Here is a 17709-nt window from a genome sequence, read left to right as displayed (position 1 = left end):
CGGGAATGCGCCCCGTCCAATCGCCCGCCAAGCCTTGATCCACGGGCCGTGGCACAGCTCTTGCCGTCCGATGAGCACTGGACATGGCACGGTGCCTTGCCCAGGCTTCCGAAGGGGTATGAGATGAAACGGACTTTGATCTCCAGTGCGATTGCACTCGCCTTCGGCCTTAGCGGACATGCATGGGCAAATCCGACCAACACCGTCAGCACGGTCTCCGATGGCAGTAACGCACAGAGCGCGACCGCGGACTCAACGACGGGTGGCAACGGCAGTCCGCAGGCCAACGAAGGCTCCACCATTGGGCAGAACGACAATTCCAACCAGAACAACGACGGCAGTGCCGGCAACAACCGCAACAATGAGGGTACCGCCAACGCCGGTGATTATGGGAGCGCCGCAGCAAGCAACGGCTCGACGACCACCTCGAATTTCTCGAACGCCTTCAACAAGACCGCCGTGGTCGCGCTGTCCAAGCTCGCGGGCACAGTCTCAATGGTCACGGTCAGCGGGCTCGGCAATCGCGCCTGGAATGAAGGGAATCTCAATGGCGGCGCGGGCGGCAAAGCGTCTGGCGGAAATGGCGGCAGTGCCATCGGCGGCAATGCTAACGGCTTCGGTGGCAGCGGTGCCGATGCACATGGCGGCAGTGGCGGCGAAGGTGGGGCGGGCGCATCGGCAACGGTCGGCGGAGCCTCCTCGGGCAACGCAACGGGAGCCAGCGGTGGCGCAGGCGGCACCACGGGGTCGGCAATCGCCGGCAACGGCGGCGCTGCACAATCTCAGGCCGGAAATGCCGCGGCACGCAACAGGGCCTCAGGAGGCGCCGCCACTGCGATGGGCGGAGAGTCCAAAAGCGACGGCGGCAGCGCCACCGCCAGCGCATCCGGAGTCGGAGGCACTGCCACGGGCAGCGGCGGCGAAGCCCTCGCCCGCAGCCGCGCGAGGTCCGGCGCCGCCGACACGACAAGCACGACCGGAGGCAGCCAAAGCAGTGGTAGCGGCGGTGGTGGTGGCTCTGCTTCTGGCACGACGAGTGGCGCCTCTGCAACCTCCACTGCGTGTTGCGACGGCTCCACGACGGGCAGCACCGCCAACGCAACGGCAGGAAGCAACAGCACCTCATCAACCGGCGGGGCTGGCGGTGCGGGTGCTGGCGGCGCGCTGACGGGGGGAGCGTCGGGTTCGGCGACGAGCACCACCGGCAGCCATTCGCAGCAAGCGAATGCAACCGGGGGCGCAGGCAGCGGCGCCGGCGGCGGCGCGACCACCGGCGACACCATGGCAACGGCCGGCAATGGCACGGCTTCGGGCGGCACTGCCACCGCGAACGGCGGAGCGGGGTCCACCGGCGCAGCCTCGAGCACGGGTGGAACAGCGACATCCAATGGCGCTGCGGGCGGCATGGCCAGCAACAGCGCCGGCAACGGTGGCGCCGGCGGGTCGGCGACCAGCGGCGGCGCCACCAACGGTAACGCCAATGGCGGCGCCGGTGGCGAGGGCGGCGCGGGCGGTGGCGGCAACGCGGGCGGCGCGGGCGGTAGCGGCGGCACCAACACGGCCGGCTCGGCCGTCGGCGGCAACGGTCAGGGCGGAACCGGCGGCGCCGGCGGCGCGGGCGGAACCCTGACGATCAATGCCGGCGAATTCAACCTCTCCAACACGATCAGCGGCAGTTTCACGAACGGCGCGGGGATCATCATCAATGCCCAGAACACGGGCATCGGTTCCCTGGTGCAGCAGAGCGCCAATGTGCAGGCGAACCTGACCGTGAGGTAGGCCGCGGCTGACGCCAAAGCCCCAATGCGCGAGCGCGATGTAACGATCCTGAACAACGGCATCGCGCAAATCGAAACTCCTGGAGGAAACGAACAATGAAAAGGACGCTGATCTCTAGTGCGATTGCACTCGCCTTCGGTATCGCTGGTCCGGCATGGGCAAATCCGACCAACACCGTTACCGACGTCACGAACGACAACAGCCAGACTGCATCGGCGACGTCCACCATGTCGGGCGACGGCAGCCCGCAGGCCAACGAAAACTCGCACATCACCCAGGACAACAACTCGAACCAGGGCAATGACACGAGCACCGGTGACAACCGCAACAACAGCGGCGACGCCAACGCGGGCGACTATGGAAGTGCGGCCGCAAGCAACGGCTCGACCACGACGTCGAACTTCTCGAATGCCTTCAACAAGACGGCCGTCGTCGCGCTGTCCAAGCTCGAAGGCATGGTCACCAACATCCAGGCGTCGGGCTTGGGCAACCAGGCGTGGAACGCCGGCAACCTCAACGGCGGCAAGGGCGGCAAGGCGTATGGCGGCGACGGCGGCAGTGCCACCGGCGGGGCTGCGTCCGGTTCCGGCGCCGGCGGCGGGTCGGCCGTTGGTGGCAGTGGCGCCTCTGGCGGGTCGGGTGGCTCGGCCACGGTCGGCGACGCGACGAGCGGCATGGCGGCGGGCGCCAATGGCGGCAACGGCGGTTCGGCAACTGACGTCACCGCCGGCGCAGGCGGCAGCGCGACCTCGACCGGCGGCGACGCCCAGGCGAGGAACCGGGCAAGTGGCGGCGACGCCACTGCAACGGGGGCCAGCGGCACCGGTAACGGCAGCAGTGCACAGGCGACCAACACCGCGACAGGCGCCAGTGGCGACGGCACGGGCGGAGCAGCAAGGGCGCGCAACCGTGGAACGACCGGAGACGCCACCGCGAGTGGCCTGGCCGAAGGCAGCAGCAGCGGTGGTAGCGGCGGCTCCGGCGGGTCTGCCAGCAACGGCAGTTCGACGGGCGGCAATGCCACGAGCACCGCGGGCAGCACGGATCCGACAGTGCTGGGCAGCGGCACGGCAACCGCGACCGGCGGCACGAACACCACGACCGGGACCGGCGGGAACGGAGGGAACGGGGACGGCGGAACGCTGGCCGGCGGAAGCACCGGTGCGGTGAGCGCGACGAGCGGCAACAACACCCACAGTGCCACGGCCACGGGCGGCAACGGAACCGGTACCGGCGGCAACGGAACCTCGGGCGCCACGACTGCGACCGGCGGAGCCGGCAGCGGAGCGGGCGGGGCGGCAACGGCCTCGGCGGGCAATGGCACGACCGGTGATGCGACGAGCGCGGGTGGCGCGGCCACGGCAACCGGCGGCAACGGCGGCGATGCCACGAACGTCGCCGGCAACGGCGGCACGGGCGGCACGGCGACCAGCGGCAGCGCCAGCAACGGCAGCGCGACGGGCGGCAACGGCGGCAGCGGCGGCGCCGGTGGCGGCGGCAATACCGGTGGTGCGGGCGGTGACGGTGGCACGAACACTGCCGGCACCGCGACCGGCGGTGCCGGCCAGGGTGGAACGGGCGGAGCCGGCGGCAACGGCGGCACCGTCACGGTCGACGCCGGAACGTTCAACCTGTCCAACGGCATCGGCGGCAGCTTCACCAACGGCGCGGGGATCATCATCAATGCCCAGAACAGTGGCATGGGCGCCCTCGTGCAGCAGAGTGCCAACGTGCAGGCGAACCTGACCGTCAGGTGAGTCGCACGCGCACAGCCGGGGGGCGCGCACCAGCCCGCCCCCCGGCTTCACCTGCGTTCGAGGAGTGAAGCCATGAAACAGCCCTTGCCCCTGCTGCCCCTCATGACGGCGCTTGCCGTGCTGGGCCTTCGGGCCGATCCCGCATGGAGCGACGACACGGTGATGCAGGGCGACGCGGAAGCAATGCTGCACGAGCAGCCCGCCGACACGGTGCTGGGGACGCCGGCGCTCGACGCGGCAGCACTTTCGGGCCAGCGCGGCGGGGCCGACGCGCATACGAGCGAGCTCCGCGCGATCGGGTCGGTCAGCGAAGTGTCGGTGTCGGACGCCGTCACGGGCCACAATCTCATCACCGGCGGTGCCCTCGCAGGCGCCAGCGGCATACCGATGTTCATCCAGAACAGCGGCAACGGCGTGCTGATCCAGAACGCCGTGATCCTCAATGTCGAGTTGCACTGACGAGGCGCGGCGATGGCCATCCGCGCGCTGCAGTCGGCACTGTTCCTCCTCGTGGCAGCCGGCGGCGCGCTTGCACAGGCGCCGGCCGAGCCGCTTCGGATTCTCGGACCGTCCGGGACCAGCTACGCGGTCCCGGTGACGTCGCTTAAGGGCGCGCGCTTCGTCACGACACAACACCAGCAATACGACTTCAGTTGCGGCTCGGCGGCAGTCGCGACCTTGCTGACGCACCATTACGACCGCAAGGTCGATGAAGTCGACGTCTTCAAGTACATGTTCGAGCGCGGCGACCAGGCCAAGATCCGGCGCGAGGGTTTCTCGATGCTCGACATGAAGTTCTATCTCGACGCGATGGGCTTTCGCGCGGAAGGCGTGCAGGCGTCGCTCGACCAGCTCGCGAAGGTCGGAATCCCGGCCATCGCGCTGATCAAGGAAAACGGCTACATGCACTTCGTCGTGATCAAGGGCGTACGGGCCCGCCGCGTCGTGATCGGCGATCCGGCGCAGGGCACGCGGGTGCTGGATCGCGTCGAGTTCGAAAAATACTGGACCAACGGCATCCTGCTCGTCGTCAACAACGAGCTCGCGCGCGCCCGCTTCAACCGCGACCTGGACTGGCGGGTGCGGCCTGCGGCCCCGCTCGCGGAAGCGGCGCCCGGCCCCGGCAGTGGCGCAGACACCATGCTGCTGCGCCGCGCAAGCCATTTCTGACGAGTGTTCCGACATCATGGCCGCCTCACGCAAACGCCTCCCGATGATTCTTGTCACCGCCGTTCTCGCTGCGACGGCAAGCGTCCCGGAACGGGCGCAGCGGTGGCTGCTCAATCCCGTCTTCGGTTCCGATGTCGGCACGCATGATGTCGTCGTGGGATTCTCTCCGGCCCTGTGCGCGGGCGATCTCCCGCCGGCCGAGTTGCTCGCGCTCGCCGACTGGCCGCTTGATGCCGCAGGAATCGGCTGCCGCCGCAGGACCGCTGCCGATATCATCGCTGCCTACTCCGACGAGGAACCCGCAGCCCGCGAGGAAGCCGTTGTCGTAGCCGCGATCGAGGCCCCCGCGGCCGTGGAGTTCGAGCCGCTCGCGCCAGCCAACGATGCACCCGCCGCACTCCCGCCCCCGACCCCGGCGCCGCGCGGCCAGGAACCTGTCCTCTTTTCCGGCGCGCTGGTCGACGACGATACGCTCGATGGCCTGCGCGGCGGCTTCGAAACCCCAGGCGGCCTCGTGATGTCCTTCGGCATCGAACGCCTCGTCTACATCAACGGTGCGCTGACCAGCATGACGCGGCTCAACGTCGCCGACCTGGGGTCATTGAGCGGCAGCGGCATCGACCCGGCGCAGCTCTCGGCGGTCGGCAGCACGCTCGCCGTGATCCAGAACGGACCGAACAACACCTTCGTGTCGGATGCGCTGGCCGACGGCGCGTTCGCCACCGCATTCGCGACGGTGATCCAGAATTCGCTCAACAATCAACGCATCCAGGCCGTGACCACGATCAATGCGACGGTCAACAGCCTCGACATGATGCGCGCGAGCCGTCTGGGCGAATCGCTGCGCAGCGCGGCGAGCGGCGCGATGATCCGCTAGCCGGCGTCACAGGGTGATCGGCACGCGCAGTGTGATCTGCACGTCGGGCGTGTCGTTCGTCAGCCCCGCCCCGAGCGACAGGTTGATCGTCTTGCCCGAGTTAAGCCGATAGGAGTAGCCGAGCAGCAGCGTACCGAGCTCGGAGCGCACCGAACTCCTCGGCGTACGCCCATTGACCCGCAGCTTGCCGACCGACAGGTGGTCGTAACCGATGCTGAACGACGAACGCTCATTGAGCGCGAGCCCCATGCCGAAATTGAAACCGAAGGCGCCGCCCGCCTCGACGTCGCCCAGTGCGATGTCGCCATCGTTGGTCTTCTGCTTCACATTGTCGCGCTTCAAGCTGTACTGGTAGCTCACGCCGCCGAAGAACACCACCGGATCGGACGGCACCAGCACCGTGAGGCCCGGCGTCAAGGTGTAAAAGCCCGAGCCGGTCGGCAATTCGGTCTGCAAGCCGGTGCCGGTCGTGCCGCGGATCGTGCGGTCGACCTTGACCTCGAAGGGATCGCGCCCGGTGCGCGTCTTCAGCCGCAGCCACCCGACGTAGTACGGATTCTCCGCCCCGCCGTCGTTGAGCTGGTAGCGGCCCGTGAGCTCGATGTCGCCGATACCGCGCCCATCGACATCGAAAGCCTGGTCCGCCGCCGCGCCCGCACCGACCGGCCGGCTGACGCTGGTGTCGGAACGATAAACATACGGAAACTTGCCTTCGAGCTCGAAGCGGTTGGTGATGCCGCGGCGCACCGTCAGCGCGCCGATGAAGGAATTGCTCTTGACCTCGCGCACGTCGATCAGGCCGATCAGGATCGCGGGGATCACCGTGTAGCCGATCAGCGCGATCCGGTCGCTCGACGAATGCGAATACTGCAGCGACGGCTCGACGACCCACTTGTCGCGCGGGGTCAGCACGCCGGGCTGCTCGAAGATCGGCGCGACCTGGGGGGGACGCTTGTCGCTGCCGCGCTCGGGCGCCTGCCCGACCGGCGCGGGCGCCTGCGCCACCGTCTCCGCCGGAGCCGGACGCGCGGGGGCCGCCACTGCGGGCGCCGGCACCGCGTCGGACGAACCGACCGCCGGCCCGCGCCCACTCAGGTCGCTCAGTCCCAAGGCCTTGCGCATATCGTCGAGTATCGCCTGCTGCCGCGACAGATCCCGCTTCAAGCTCTCGATCTGCTCACTCTGCGCCTCGATCCGTCGCCGGAGCCCGTCGGCGTTATCGGGCCCGCCCTCCTCGGCATGAAGAACGGAGCTGGACGCGGCCAGGACGAGTCCGGCCACGCCACAACCGAGAGCTGCGCCAGAACGATGCGGCAGTGCTTTCATATTCATCCCCCCCATTCACACACTGATGTTCAGACGGTCGATCATCCGGTACAGGGTCACACGGGAAATCCCGAGCTGGCGTGCGACCTCGGAGACGTTGTTCTGGTACTTGTGCATGCAGCTGACGATGATTTCCTTCTCGACGGAGGCGCGCACCTCGTCGAGCGTCGGATTGACCTGCAGCGCCTCGGGAACGGGAATGCCGATGTCGGCGGCGGAGATGAGACGGTTCTCGGTCATGATCATCGCGTACTGCACGCGATTGATCAGTTCGCGCACATTGCCGGGCCAGGGGTACTCCCCCATCGCGCGGATCGCTTCGGCACTGAAGCCCCGGACCTGCGAGCCCTTCTGATACGAGTTCAGGGAAAAAATCGAGTTCGCCAGCAGCAGGATGTCGCCCCCCCGCTCACGCAAGGGCGGCACCTCCAGATGCAGCACGTTGAGCCGGTAGAACAGATCCTCGCGGAATTGCCCCTGCTCCACCGCGCGGGCGAGATCCACGTGCGTCGCCGCGACCACGCGAACATTGACCCGCACGCGCTCGGTCGAACCGACGCGCACGATCGTCTTCTCCTGCACGAAGCGCAGCAGGTTCGCCTGCAGGTCGAGCGGCAGGTCTCCGATTTCGTCGAGGAACAGCACCCCGTTGTTGGCCGCTTCGATGCTGCCGACCTTGCGCTGATGCGCGCCCGTGAAAGCACCCCGTTCGTGGCCGAAAAGCTCGGACTGGATCAGGTTGGAGGGGATCGCACCGCAATTCATCGTGATGAACGGAAATTTCGCGCGACCCGAATGCCGGTGGATCGCGCTCGCGACAAGCTCCTTGCCGGTCCCCGACTCGCCGCCGATCAGCACCGGCGCGTCGACCGTCACGATCTTTTCGATCTTGCGGTACAGCTGAAGCATCTTCGGATGACGCCCGATCATGCCGTAGCGGCCTTCCGCGCCGTCGTTCGATGCGGAGCCGTTTTCTTCGGCGCTCTGGATCATCGCCTTGCCGTAAGCGTGGCCCAACGTGACCGTCAGCCGCTCGCGATCGAGCGGCAAGGTGTGGAAGTCGTGAAAGCTGCGCAGTCCGGCGAGTCCCTGCATCTGGTGGGGGGGAGAATTCTTCCCCAGGATCGCGATCCACTCCGCTTCATCACTCGCGACGAGCGGCATGATCTCGTGCGCACGCCAAGCCTGCCCCGAGTCGAAGGCCACCAATCCGACCAGCGGGGCTCCTCGATTCAGCGCCTTGCGCGCCGACTCGATCGACGAAACGACCTCGAACTCCCAGTCCGCAAGACGCAGCGTGTTGAGCGCCGCCGCAACAGTTCCGATCTGGTCCAGCACAAGCCCTTTGCGTTTTACCATCAGCATCGCTTCCAATCAGTCCGCGAGACGGTCAAGTGCTGCACCCGCCGAACGAACAAGATCGGTAGCAAGATCAGTGCGCCGATTCCGCGTTTCTGGGATCGCGAATGTAAGCAAGTGCGAACTATCTACTAGGAGTCGATGATGACCCGCGAATTATTCAAGCGGCTATCCGATTCGATTCGACGAAGCGTTTTCGACAGTTCAGCCGAAGTCCCAGACCTGGCGCGGCGCCCGGCGATGCGGCGGGTCAGACGCCTGCAATGGGCTGCAAGCAAAGGCACCTCATTCGATCCAATCTTCATATCCGCCGAGCTCTACTGATTTTCAGGTATGCCAATGTCCGTAAGACCGTGGCCATGAAATTCCCGCTTTGGACGCAAAACCGGACCTTCGTGATCACTGTAAAAAATTCCGACACGAAGATGCTGGCGAGCTTCGAGGGGACGACTGCCGCTCAATGCACATAACGGCAGCGAAACGACGACGCTGCGGCGACGATCGTCGGCTCCGAAGGCAAGATCGGCTGGGAAATGATCGGTTTCCTGGCCGCCCCCCCGCCATGAAGCCCGCCCCCACATTGGGTAACGCGCCGGCACGCCGCCAGCCACTCGCGCACCCACCCCGGAATTTTGCATACGGCATGAATGCCGACCCACCTCGCGAGGAACGGCGTATAGAATAATAGTGGCCGCAACCTGGACGACGCCCGCAAACTCAGTGGAGATATGGCATGGACACCGCATTCCAGTGGTCCCCTGTGTTCGAAACGGGCTTCGAGCATATCGATGGGCAGCACCGGGCGTTGCTCGAGATGATCAACAACGCGACGGCGGTGATCGCGTCCCCCCAGTCGGCTTCGATCAAGCTCCTGGAAGGCCTTCAGGATGAGTTGATCGAGTACACGCGACTGCATTTTGCCGACGAAGAAGCCTTGATGGTCGAACGCCACCTCGACAAGGCCTTCATTAGAGGCCACGTACGGCAGCATCGCGATTTCGAACGCGAAATCACGGCGATCCGGGAGAATTCGAACGGAGAGCAAGGCGAAGCGGTCGCCATGCTGCATTTCCTGACGAGCTGGCTGAGCTTCCATTTCCTCAGTGCGGACCGCCTGATGGCCGAACAGATCCGCATGGTCGAATCGGGGCTCGATGCACGCGAAGCGCATCGCCAGGCGCTCGAACAACAGGATGCGGCGGCCATGCAGCCGCTGCTCGACGCCTTGACCAGCCTGTACCACATCATCTCGAGCCGCAATCGGGCGCTCACCGACATCAACCACTCGCTCGAAAGCATGGTCTCGGCCCGCACCGCCGACCTGGGCCGGGACAAGGACGAGCTCGCTAACCTCGTCAAGAAGATGGAACTCACGCAGAGCCAACTGCTGCAGTCGGAAAAGATGGCCTCGATCGGGCAGCTCGCGGCCGGTGTCGCCCATGAGATCAACAACCCGGTGGGCTTCGTCAATTCCAACCTGGGGACGCTCAAGGGCTATGTCGAAGACCTGCTCGAGGTGATCGACACCTATGCCGGGCTCGAGCCGCTGCTGCCGCAGGATCCGGCGCTGCAGCAGCGCCTGGCCGATATGAAGAAGCGCACCGACCTCGCCTACCTGCGCGAAGACGTGCTCGATCTGCTGAAGGAATCGCAGGACGGACTCGGCCGGATCAAGCGCATCGTCGCCGATCTGAAGGACTTTTCCCATGCCGGCGAGGCCGACTGGCAGCACGCGGACCTGAATTCGGGGCTCGAAAGCACGCTCAATGTCGTCTGGAACGAGCTCAAGTACAAGACCGAGGTGCTCCGCGACTTCACGCCGCTGCCGCCGGTGCGCTGTGTCGCCGCGCAGCTCAATCAGGTGTTCATGAACCTGCTGGTCAATGCGGCCCATGCGATCGAGACCAAGGGGACGATCACGATCAGCACCCGCACCGACGGCGACGACGTCGTCGTCACCGTCACCGATACCGGCAAGGGGATTCCCGCCGACATCCAGCAACGCATCTTCGAGCCCTTCTTCACGACCAAACCGGTCGGCAAGGGCACCGGGCTCGGACTGTCGATCGCGTGGGACATCATCCGCAAGCACCACGGCACGCTCAGCGTCGCGAGCAAGGTCGGAGAAGGGACCTCGTTCTCCGTGCGCGTGCCGGTCGCGGGTCCACCCGATGAACCGTCGGGCGGCGAGACGGCGTCATGACGGCCAATCTTCCGGCAGCGCCACCGCAGCGCCACCTGCTGCTGGTCGACGACGAGGAGAGCATCCTCACCGCGCTGCGCCGCATGCTGCGCCGCGACGGCTACGTCATCCACACCGCGCCCGGCGGCGCCGAGGGGCTGGAGATCCTCGCGCGCGAGCCGATCGGCGTCGTCATCAGCGACCAGCGCATGCCCCACATGAGCGGCTCGGAGTTCCTCGGCAAGGTCAAGGAGTTGCACCCGGAAACCATTCGCATCGTGCTTTCCGGCTATACCGAGCTCAACTCGATCGCGACCGCGATCAACCAGGGGGCGATCTATAAGTTCCTCACCAAACCGTGGGACGACGAACTGCTGCGCGGACATATCGCGGAAGCCTTCAGCCATTACGAGATGAAGAGCGAGAACCTGCGGCTCGCGGCGCTCAACAAGGCGATGATCGATGCGATTCCCGATGCCGTGATGCTGGTCAATTCGGCGAGCCGGCGCGTCGTGAGCGCAAACGCCGCCGCCGGGGCCTTGCTGGGCACGGTGCCGGAGCAACTCGTCGGCATCCCGGTGGCGGATTTCGAACCGCTGCCGCAGGACCAGTACTACTGGGACGAGATCGCGCAATCGGGCTTCCGGCCGATGCAGGCGGTCGAGACCGAGTACCTGACCCGCGACGGCGAATGGGTCCCGGTGCGCAAGACGACGTCGAACGCCTCGGACGGCGCCAATGGCCACGTGCTGGTGCTGGCGCACAGTCTGAAGCATGAGCGCGCGGTCGAGTCCTCGCTCGAACGCATCAACGCCGAAATGGCCTCGATCTTCGAAGCCACGTCCGAGGGCCTGCTGGTGCTCGACAGCGAACAGCGGCTCACGCGCATGAACCGCCGGCTCGAAGCCATGTGGCACTTCCCGCACGAGCTGCTCGCCGCCGCCGACGGCTGGAAGATGCTGGAATGGATCGCGGCGCAGTCGGTCGCCCCGGAGCAGATCACGGAAGCCTTCCGCACTCACCTCTCCGCGCCGGACAAGGGTTCGAGCGGCACCTTCGTGTTACGCGACGGCAGCACGGTGCGCTGGTATGCGAATCCTCAGCTGCTCGGCGACGAAATCGTCGGCAACGTCTTCGGCTTCGTCGAATATCACCCGCCGCTCCCTTGAGCGTACGCGCCGCGGCCGACAAGCCTCAGGTCGGACGGCCTTTTTCGTCGAAGTAGTAGGTCATGCGCTTGCGCGGGCTCAGGTATTCGTAGACCTCGCGCGTCAGCGTCGCGGGCCGGATGGCCTTGCTGATGCTGATATCCGGCTGCTTCTCGAGCTCGAGGATGACGGCCTCTTCCTTCGGGATGGCGGGGTCGTACACGATGAGCATCGGCAACAGCGGACGCGCGGGGTTGATCGACACGACCATCGCAGCCGCACCGGTCGAGAGCTTCACGATGCTGCCCGGCGGATAAACGCCCAGCACGTGGATCAGCTTGCCGAGCATCGCCGGGTCGAACCACCCCTTGCGCTTGGCGAACATGATCGACAGTGCCTCATGCGGGGTCAGGGCCTTCGCCACATCGACCGGATTGCACAGGTTGTCGTACGCGTTCACGACGCCGACCAGGCGTGAGACCGGCGTGATCGCCTCGCCCGCAAGACCGTCGGGATATCCGCTGCCGTCGAGGTTTTCGTGATGCTGCAGGATCGCGCCGACGACCGCTTCGGGCAGGCCCGCCTGCGTCGCGAGGCGCGCGCCGATCGCGCAGTGCTGGCGCAGGAAGTCCGCTTCGGCATGGGTCAGCGGTTCGGTCTTGCTGCGGACCCGATAGGGCACCTCCTCCTTGCCGATGTCGTGGAAGATCGCGGCGATCCCCGCCACCCGCAGCATCTCGGCGTCGAACTGCATGGCCTTGCCGAGCAGTAGCGCGAGCATCGTCACGTTCAGACTGTGGTAATAGACTTCTTCGCCCGCGGCATGGTCGTTGAGCAGGTGGATCATGACCTCGCTGTTGCCGAGCAGCGTCGAGGTCACGTCGTCGACGAGCGCCCCGGCGCTCGCGACGACGCGCTGGGGTTCGGAATGGATGCACTTGGTGATGTCGCGCAGCACCGTCGCCGCCTTCGCGGCCTTGCGCTCTGCGGCGCCCATGCTGGCGCGCAGGATGCGGTTCTGCTCGATGCGCCACGCCTTGGCGGCCGCAATCGCGGCACTAGCCTCGTCGGACGGCGGGACGGGGCCCGTCGATGGGCCGGCCGGCGCCGCGGCCTCTGGTTGCGCGGTCGGGCTCGTCATCCCGCGGCGCGGGTCGATGCGCACCTTCGCCAAGCCGAGCGAGCGGATCGTCGCCAGTTGCTCCTCGGTACGCACGACGAAGCTGTTGAATGTGAACGGATGCTGCAGCCACGACAGTTCGAGGATCACGAACATGCCGATAGACAGCTCATGTATGTCGACGTAGACGGCTTCCGCACACCGATCGTCACTCATCGCGCAGCCTCACAATGCGAACCTGCTGCCCCCTGCCGGAGACGATACGCTGACCGGATCTCCGTTTCGCCATGATAGGTGATTTTGCCCGGTCGTTGTAGGCGGCTCGGCGCCGAAATACCCCGCCTTCCGCCGCTTCGCGATCCATCGCAAGTCTTGGGCTCGTCCGGCCTGCGGCAGAATCCCCGGCGACATCGGACGGCGTTCCCCCAGCGGACCGATACCCAGCCCGGGCAGCGCAGGTGCTGCATCTCCGGCGCAGCGACAGCTACACTGCAGCCAACCGTTCGCATTTTGCCTTCCATCCGGCCGTTAGAATGGCCCGCCATCTATCCCGATCGAAATGGGCCCGCGAACCTGCAGGAGATATCGCCGTAATGCCGTTCTCCCGACGAGTCGTCGCGCTTCGCAGTTCCGGCGATCGTCCGTTCAAGGGCTTCGCCTGGTATGCCGCGTGGAGCATCCTGTTCGGGACCTTCCTGGTGGCGCTGTTCTGGATCGTCGCCCTGCGCGAACTCGACCGGGACTGGCAGCACCAGGAGGAATCGATCGCGGAAAGCCTCGAGAGCTTTGCACGGGCGCTGGACGGACACGTCGGCGCAGCGGTACGCGGCATCGACGCCTCCCTCATCCTCCTGCGCCGCGAATACCAGCACCACCGCCACGATATCGACGAGCAGGCCGAGATCCTCGGCCGCGAGTTGCTCGACGGCGGCATTGCGCAGATCGCGATCATCGGGCCCGACGGCTATCTCGCCTACACCAACCTGCCCGCGCCGCCCGGCCGGACCTATCTCGGCGACCGGGAACACTTCAAGTCCCTCCAGGCATCGGCCGACGACACGCTCTTCATCAGCAAGCCGGTGGTGGGGCGGGTCTCCGGCAAGGCCACGCTGCAGTTCGCGCGCAAGATCATCGGCGACGATCGGAGCTTTGCCGGCGTGATCGTGCTGTCCGTAGACCCGACCTATTTCAGCCGCTTCTACAACTCGGTCAAACTCGGCAAAGGCGGCGTCGTGGCGCTCGCCGGCACCGACGGCGTCCTGCGCGCCCGCTCCTCATTTCAGCAACAGGCCCTCGGCAAGGACCTGAGCGATTTCCCGGCCTTCGCGCCCGGTGCGCCGGCCGAAGGTCACTTCCATGCGCCGAGCCCGATCGACAACATCCGGCGTCTCTATTCCTACCGGTACCTCGAAAGACTGCCGCTGGTCGTGATCGTCGGCGTCGACGAAGCCGACGCCTTCGCGAACCTCGTCGAACAGCGCCGGGAGTATCTGACGGCAGCCTTCGGCGGCAGCGTCATCGTCGCGCTATCGATCGTCCTGCTGCTGGTCCAGATCCGACGCCAGCATGCGCTGCAGGCCCGCTACAAGCACGTGATGCAGCACGCTTCGGACGGAATGATCCTGTGCGACGAGCAAGGCTTCATTCGCGACATCAACGACGAAGCCTGCCGCAGCCTCGGCTGCGGCGCCAGCGCGCTGCTCCACCGCCATTACTCGGAGATCGATCCGGCGATCGACGTCCGACTGCTGGCACGTCTGGCCACAACCCGTGCGCCGCTCCGCCTCGAAGGCGAACATCGGGCAAAGGACGGCCGGATCTACCCGGTCGAGACGACGCTCACGCTCATCGCCGGGGCCGACAGCCTCTTCCTCAGCATCTTTCGCGACATCACCGCGCGCAAGGAAGCCGAACGGCAGATGTGGCGCCAGGCGCATCTCGACGGCCTCACGGGGGTGGCCAATCGCGCGCTCTTCCACAATCGCCTGGAACAGGCCGTCGCCCACGCGCAGCGCCATTGCGAAGGGCTCGCCCTGCTCTTTGTCGATCTTGACCGCTTCAAGCAGGTCAACGACACGCTCGGTCACGCCGCCGGTGACGCCTTGCTGCAGAGCGTCGCGAAACGCCTGCAGCAATCGGTACGCGCCGAGGATACGGTCGCGCGTCTCGGTGGCGACGAGTTCTGCCTGATCCTGCCCAGTCTGCCGCACCGCGGCGACGCCAAGATCGTCGCACAGAAGATCCTCGACGCACTCGACGCGCCCCACGTGCTCGGGGACCGCGCGCTGAGCATCGCCGCGAGCATCGGCATCGCCCGCTTCCCGGAAGACGGCGAGAGCGCCGACGAACTGCTCCGGAGCGCCGACGAAGCGATGTATCGCGCCAAGGAGCACGGTCGCGGGCGCTACGCCAGCAGCATGCAATCGGGCGATTGATTGGGGCGATTGAGGGAACGGACGCCGGGCTCGTTCTGCCTAAGCTCCAAGCGTAGTCCCCGCTTGCCCCTCCCGCGAGCACATGCCAATCATGCCAGCGCCAGATAACGCCGCATCCGGGTCATCGATTCCGGCGCCCGACTACCAGCGGGTGTTCGAAGCCGTCCCGACGCCCTGCGTGATCCTGGATCGACGATTCAACATCGTCGGGGCCAACGACGCGTATTTGCAGAACACGCTGACAAGTCTGCCCGACATCCTCAGCCGCCCGATCTTCGACCTCTTTCCCGACAATCCGGACGATGCCGGCGCGACGGACGTCGCGAACCTGCGCGCCTCGCTCGAACGCGTGCTGGCGAGCCGCCAGCCCGACCCGATGCCCGTGCAGCGCTACGACGTCCGCCGCACGCCTGAGCAGGGAGGCGGATTCGAAGAGCGCTACTGGAGTCCGCTCAACGTGCCGGTGCTCGACGAATGGGGAGAAGTCACGTACCTGCTGCATCGCGTGGAGAACGTCACCGATTTCGTGCGCCTGTCGCACGACGCCGCGCAATTCGCGAACGACCGTCAGGCGTGGCAGGCGCGCGTCGAAGCGCTGGAGATGGAAATGTTCCAGCGCGCCGGTGAGCGCCACGAGATCATGATGCAGTTGCGCAACAGCGAGCAGACCTTGCGCCTCGCGCAGCAGATCGGACGTATCGGGACGTTCAAGTGGGACATCGTCCGCAACGAGGTCCATTGGTCGCCGGAAATCGCCGCGCTCTACGGCTTGCCAGGCGAGCCTTTCAAGGCGGCGCTGAACGAATGGTGCGACCTGATTCACCCGGACGAACGCCCGGTCATCGAAGCACTGATCGGCGAAGCCATGCAGAGCGGAACGTTCGAAGCCGAGTGGCGGGTGATCTGGCCGGACGGCAGCGTGCGTTGGGTGGCCGGGCGGGCCGAAGTCCACCGCGACGACGAAGGCCGGCCGCACACGATGCTGGGCGTCAACATCGACATCACCGACCGCAAGACGGCCGAGGAAATCACGCGCCAGGTCGCGCTGCACGATCCGCTCACGGGCCTGCCCAACCGCGCCCTGCTCGGCGAATTTTCCGAACACCTGCTCGCCACGCTGCGACGACGAGGTCGCAAGGCGGCCTTCCTCTTCATCGATCTCGACCGCTTCAAGCCGATCAACGACACCTACGGACACGATGCGGGCGACGCGGTCCTGAAGGATTTCGCGACGCGCCTGACCCAAAGACTGCGCGGCGAAGATCTCGTCGGCCGGATCGGCGGCGACGAGTTCGTGACGATACTCGCGCATGTCCACGGCGAGCATGACGTCGCGGCGATCGCGAGCCACCTCCTCGACGATCTCGGCCGCCCCTATCTCGCCTGCGGCGTCGAGGTGGAACTCGCGACCAGCATCGGCATCAGCCTCTTCCCCCGCGACGGCAACGACGTCGAGGAGCTGATGCGATGTGCCGACATGGCGATGTACGCGGCCAAACGGCTGGAGTGCAACGCCTTCCGCTTCTTCCGACCCGAGCTCGACGTCGACCGTCCGCCGCAGCCCCCGCCGGAAACGTGAAAAAAATCCCTGCAACCGGCAGCGAATGCCGGCGGCAGGGACAACGCTCACGGGGAGAGGGAGGAGCCCCCGAGGGGGCTAAGTCCAGTGAGCGTGGAGCACGAAGCCGGGCGTAAGTGCTAGGCGGGTTGCGCTTCGACCGGCTCCTCCCGGGCAGCGACGGCGTCGGCCCAAAAGGTGATCGCGCGCCCGCCACGCAGCGCGAGGCCGGTCAGAAGCGCCTTGACGACGGCGTCGTCGGGCGGCAAGAAGACCGCAGCGTCGCCGTTGCGGCTCATGCAGCTCCCCTCGTTTGCCGTCCAGCGCCAGAAGCCGCTCTCGACGAGCAGATGGATGCGTACGAGTTGCACGGGGCCGGCATCGTCGATTGCGAGGTCGACGTCGATCGCCGCGGAGCCGGAAAACCGGCCGAGTGTCTCGACGAGCGCCATGAGATTCGACGATGGCAGGATCTCGAACTCGCCGCGAGCCAAGGCCCCCAGTAGCGGCAGATCGACGGAATCCTCGACGATCAGGCTGTCCGCGGCGGTCTGGATCTCGGCCTCCACCGCATGCCGCTCCTCGGCCGCCTCGGGCGCCTCGCCCGGTCGCCGCGGCTGCTCGCCGAGCGCGAGCAGCAGGCCTTCCAGCACCTTCTTGAGTTCATCCGCAGGCAGGCGGCGGCCGCGTTGCTGACCCCGGAACGCCGTCTTGAGGGCACGGCGGGCAAGGAGCAACCCGCCTTCGGCCAGCTCGTCGTTCGCAACGTCACGGCAGAAGCCCAGGCAGGTGACGATGCGGCTCAGGCGGGCAAGGGTATCGGCGTCCGGCTCGCGCGTGGCGGGCGCGAACAGATGCGCCATCGCCGGACTACTGAAATGGTCGAGGTCGTCGAGCGTCAACATCAGAGCCTCCAATCGTCAGGGTGGGCGTCCGGCTCCACGCCGGCGCGTCGCATCCACGGACAACCGCTCCTTCCCGCCCGACAGGATGCCGGG

Annotated in this window: 14 protein-coding genes; 10 read left to right on the top strand and 4 right to left on the bottom strand. The window is 66.5% G+C overall.

The features are described from left to right. The first annotated feature begins 123 nt into the window (after positions 1-123). The 5 genes from AZKH_RS01135 (at position 124) to AZKH_RS26100 (ending at position 5583) form a co-directional block, all read left to right on the top strand. Positions 124-1779: a hypothetical protein gene (locus AZKH_RS01135; protein ID WP_015433880.1), complete on the top strand. Its 1656-nt coding sequence runs from the start codon at positions 124-126 to the stop codon at positions 1777-1779. A 95-nt stretch (positions 1780-1874) separates the two neighbouring features. Beyond that, positions 1875-3536, top strand: a complete 1662-nt coding sequence (locus tag AZKH_RS01130) for a hypothetical protein (protein ID WP_015433879.1) — start codon at positions 1875-1877, stop codon at positions 3534-3536. Positions 3537-3608: 72 nt separating this feature from the next. Next, positions 3609-3995 (top strand): hypothetical protein, encoded by a 387-nt coding sequence (locus tag AZKH_RS01125; protein WP_015433878.1) that lies wholly within the window; start codon positions 3609-3611, stop codon positions 3993-3995. Positions 3996-4007: 12 nt separating this feature from the next. Beyond that, positions 4008-4706, top strand: a complete 699-nt coding sequence (locus AZKH_RS01120) for a C39 family peptidase (RefSeq protein ID WP_015433877.1) — start codon at positions 4008-4010, stop codon at positions 4704-4706. Positions 4707-4722: 16 nt separating this feature from the next. Further along, positions 4723-5583 (top strand): hypothetical protein, encoded by an 861-nt coding sequence (locus AZKH_RS26100; protein WP_015433876.1) that lies wholly within the window; start codon positions 4723-4725, stop codon positions 5581-5583. Between the two features lie 6 nt (positions 5584-5589). Here the strand turns inward: AZKH_RS26100 and AZKH_RS01110 are convergent, their stop codons facing one another. Further along, a complete protein-coding gene (locus AZKH_RS01110; RefSeq protein WP_041656604.1) occupies positions 5590-6909 on the bottom strand; it encodes an acetate kinase in 1320 nt (439 codons plus the stop codon). A gap of 15 nt (positions 6910-6924) precedes the next feature. Beyond that, complete coding sequence (locus tag AZKH_RS01105; RefSeq protein ID WP_041656598.1) at positions 6925-8268, bottom strand: sigma-54 dependent transcriptional regulator; 1344 nt, start codon at positions 8266-8268, stop codon at positions 6925-6927. A gap of 141 nt (positions 8269-8409) precedes the next feature. Between AZKH_RS01105 and AZKH_RS27430 the strand changes: the two genes are divergently transcribed. The 3 genes from AZKH_RS27430 to AZKH_RS26095 all read left to right on the top strand — a co-directional run bounded on the left by AZKH_RS27430 (position 8410) and on the right by AZKH_RS26095 (position 11619). Beyond that, the gene (locus AZKH_RS27430; protein ID WP_172642446.1) at positions 8410-8592 is read left to right on the top strand and encodes a hypothetical protein; all 183 of its coding nucleotides are present in this window, start codon (positions 8410-8412) and stop codon (positions 8590-8592) included. A 409-nt stretch (positions 8593-9001) separates the two neighbouring features. After that, positions 9002-10471 carry an ATP-binding protein gene (locus AZKH_RS26535; RefSeq protein ID WP_015433873.1) on the top strand — a complete coding sequence of 490 codons (1470 nt, stop codon included), beginning with the start codon at positions 9002-9004 and terminating at the stop codon, positions 10469-10471. Then, complete coding sequence (locus AZKH_RS26095) at positions 10468-11619, top strand: response regulator (protein ID WP_015433872.1); 1152 nt, start codon at positions 10468-10470, stop codon at positions 11617-11619. Before AZKH_RS26535 ends, AZKH_RS26095 begins: the two co-directional genes overlap by 4 nt. A gap of 25 nt (positions 11620-11644) precedes the next feature. Here the strand turns inward: AZKH_RS26095 and AZKH_RS01090 are convergent, their stop codons facing one another. Then, positions 11645-12934, bottom strand: a complete 1290-nt coding sequence (locus AZKH_RS01090) for an HD-GYP domain-containing protein (RefSeq protein ID WP_015433871.1) — start codon at positions 12932-12934, stop codon at positions 11645-11647. A gap of 377 nt (positions 12935-13311) precedes the next feature. Between AZKH_RS01090 and AZKH_RS01085 the strand changes: the two genes are divergently transcribed. Together AZKH_RS01085 and AZKH_RS01080 are read left to right on the top strand one after the other, a co-directional pair. Further along, positions 13312-15153: a diguanylate cyclase domain-containing protein gene (locus tag AZKH_RS01085; protein ID WP_015433870.1), complete on the top strand. Its 1842-nt coding sequence runs from the start codon at positions 13312-13314 to the stop codon at positions 15151-15153. A gap of 91 nt (positions 15154-15244) precedes the next feature. Next, on the top strand, positions 15245-16732 hold the full coding sequence (locus AZKH_RS01080) for a diguanylate cyclase domain-containing protein (RefSeq protein WP_015433869.1): 1488 nt from the start codon (positions 15245-15247) through the stop codon (positions 16730-16732). 119 nt (positions 16733-16851) lie between these two features. Here AZKH_RS01080 and AZKH_RS01075 read toward each other — a convergent pair whose 3' ends face one another. Beyond that, entirely contained in the window at positions 16852-17616 is a 765-nt protein-coding gene (locus tag AZKH_RS01075) for a hypothetical protein (protein ID WP_015433868.1), read from the bottom strand. Between the last annotated feature and the right edge of the window lie 93 nt (positions 17617-17709).

This window comes from Azoarcus sp. KH32C (genome assembly GCF_000349945.1).
Taxonomy (GTDB): Bacteria; Pseudomonadota; Gammaproteobacteria; order Burkholderiales; family Rhodocyclaceae; genus Aromatoleum.
The sequence above is the reverse complement of the archived record's forward strand: the minus strand, read 5'-3'. Positions and strand labels throughout refer to the sequence as shown.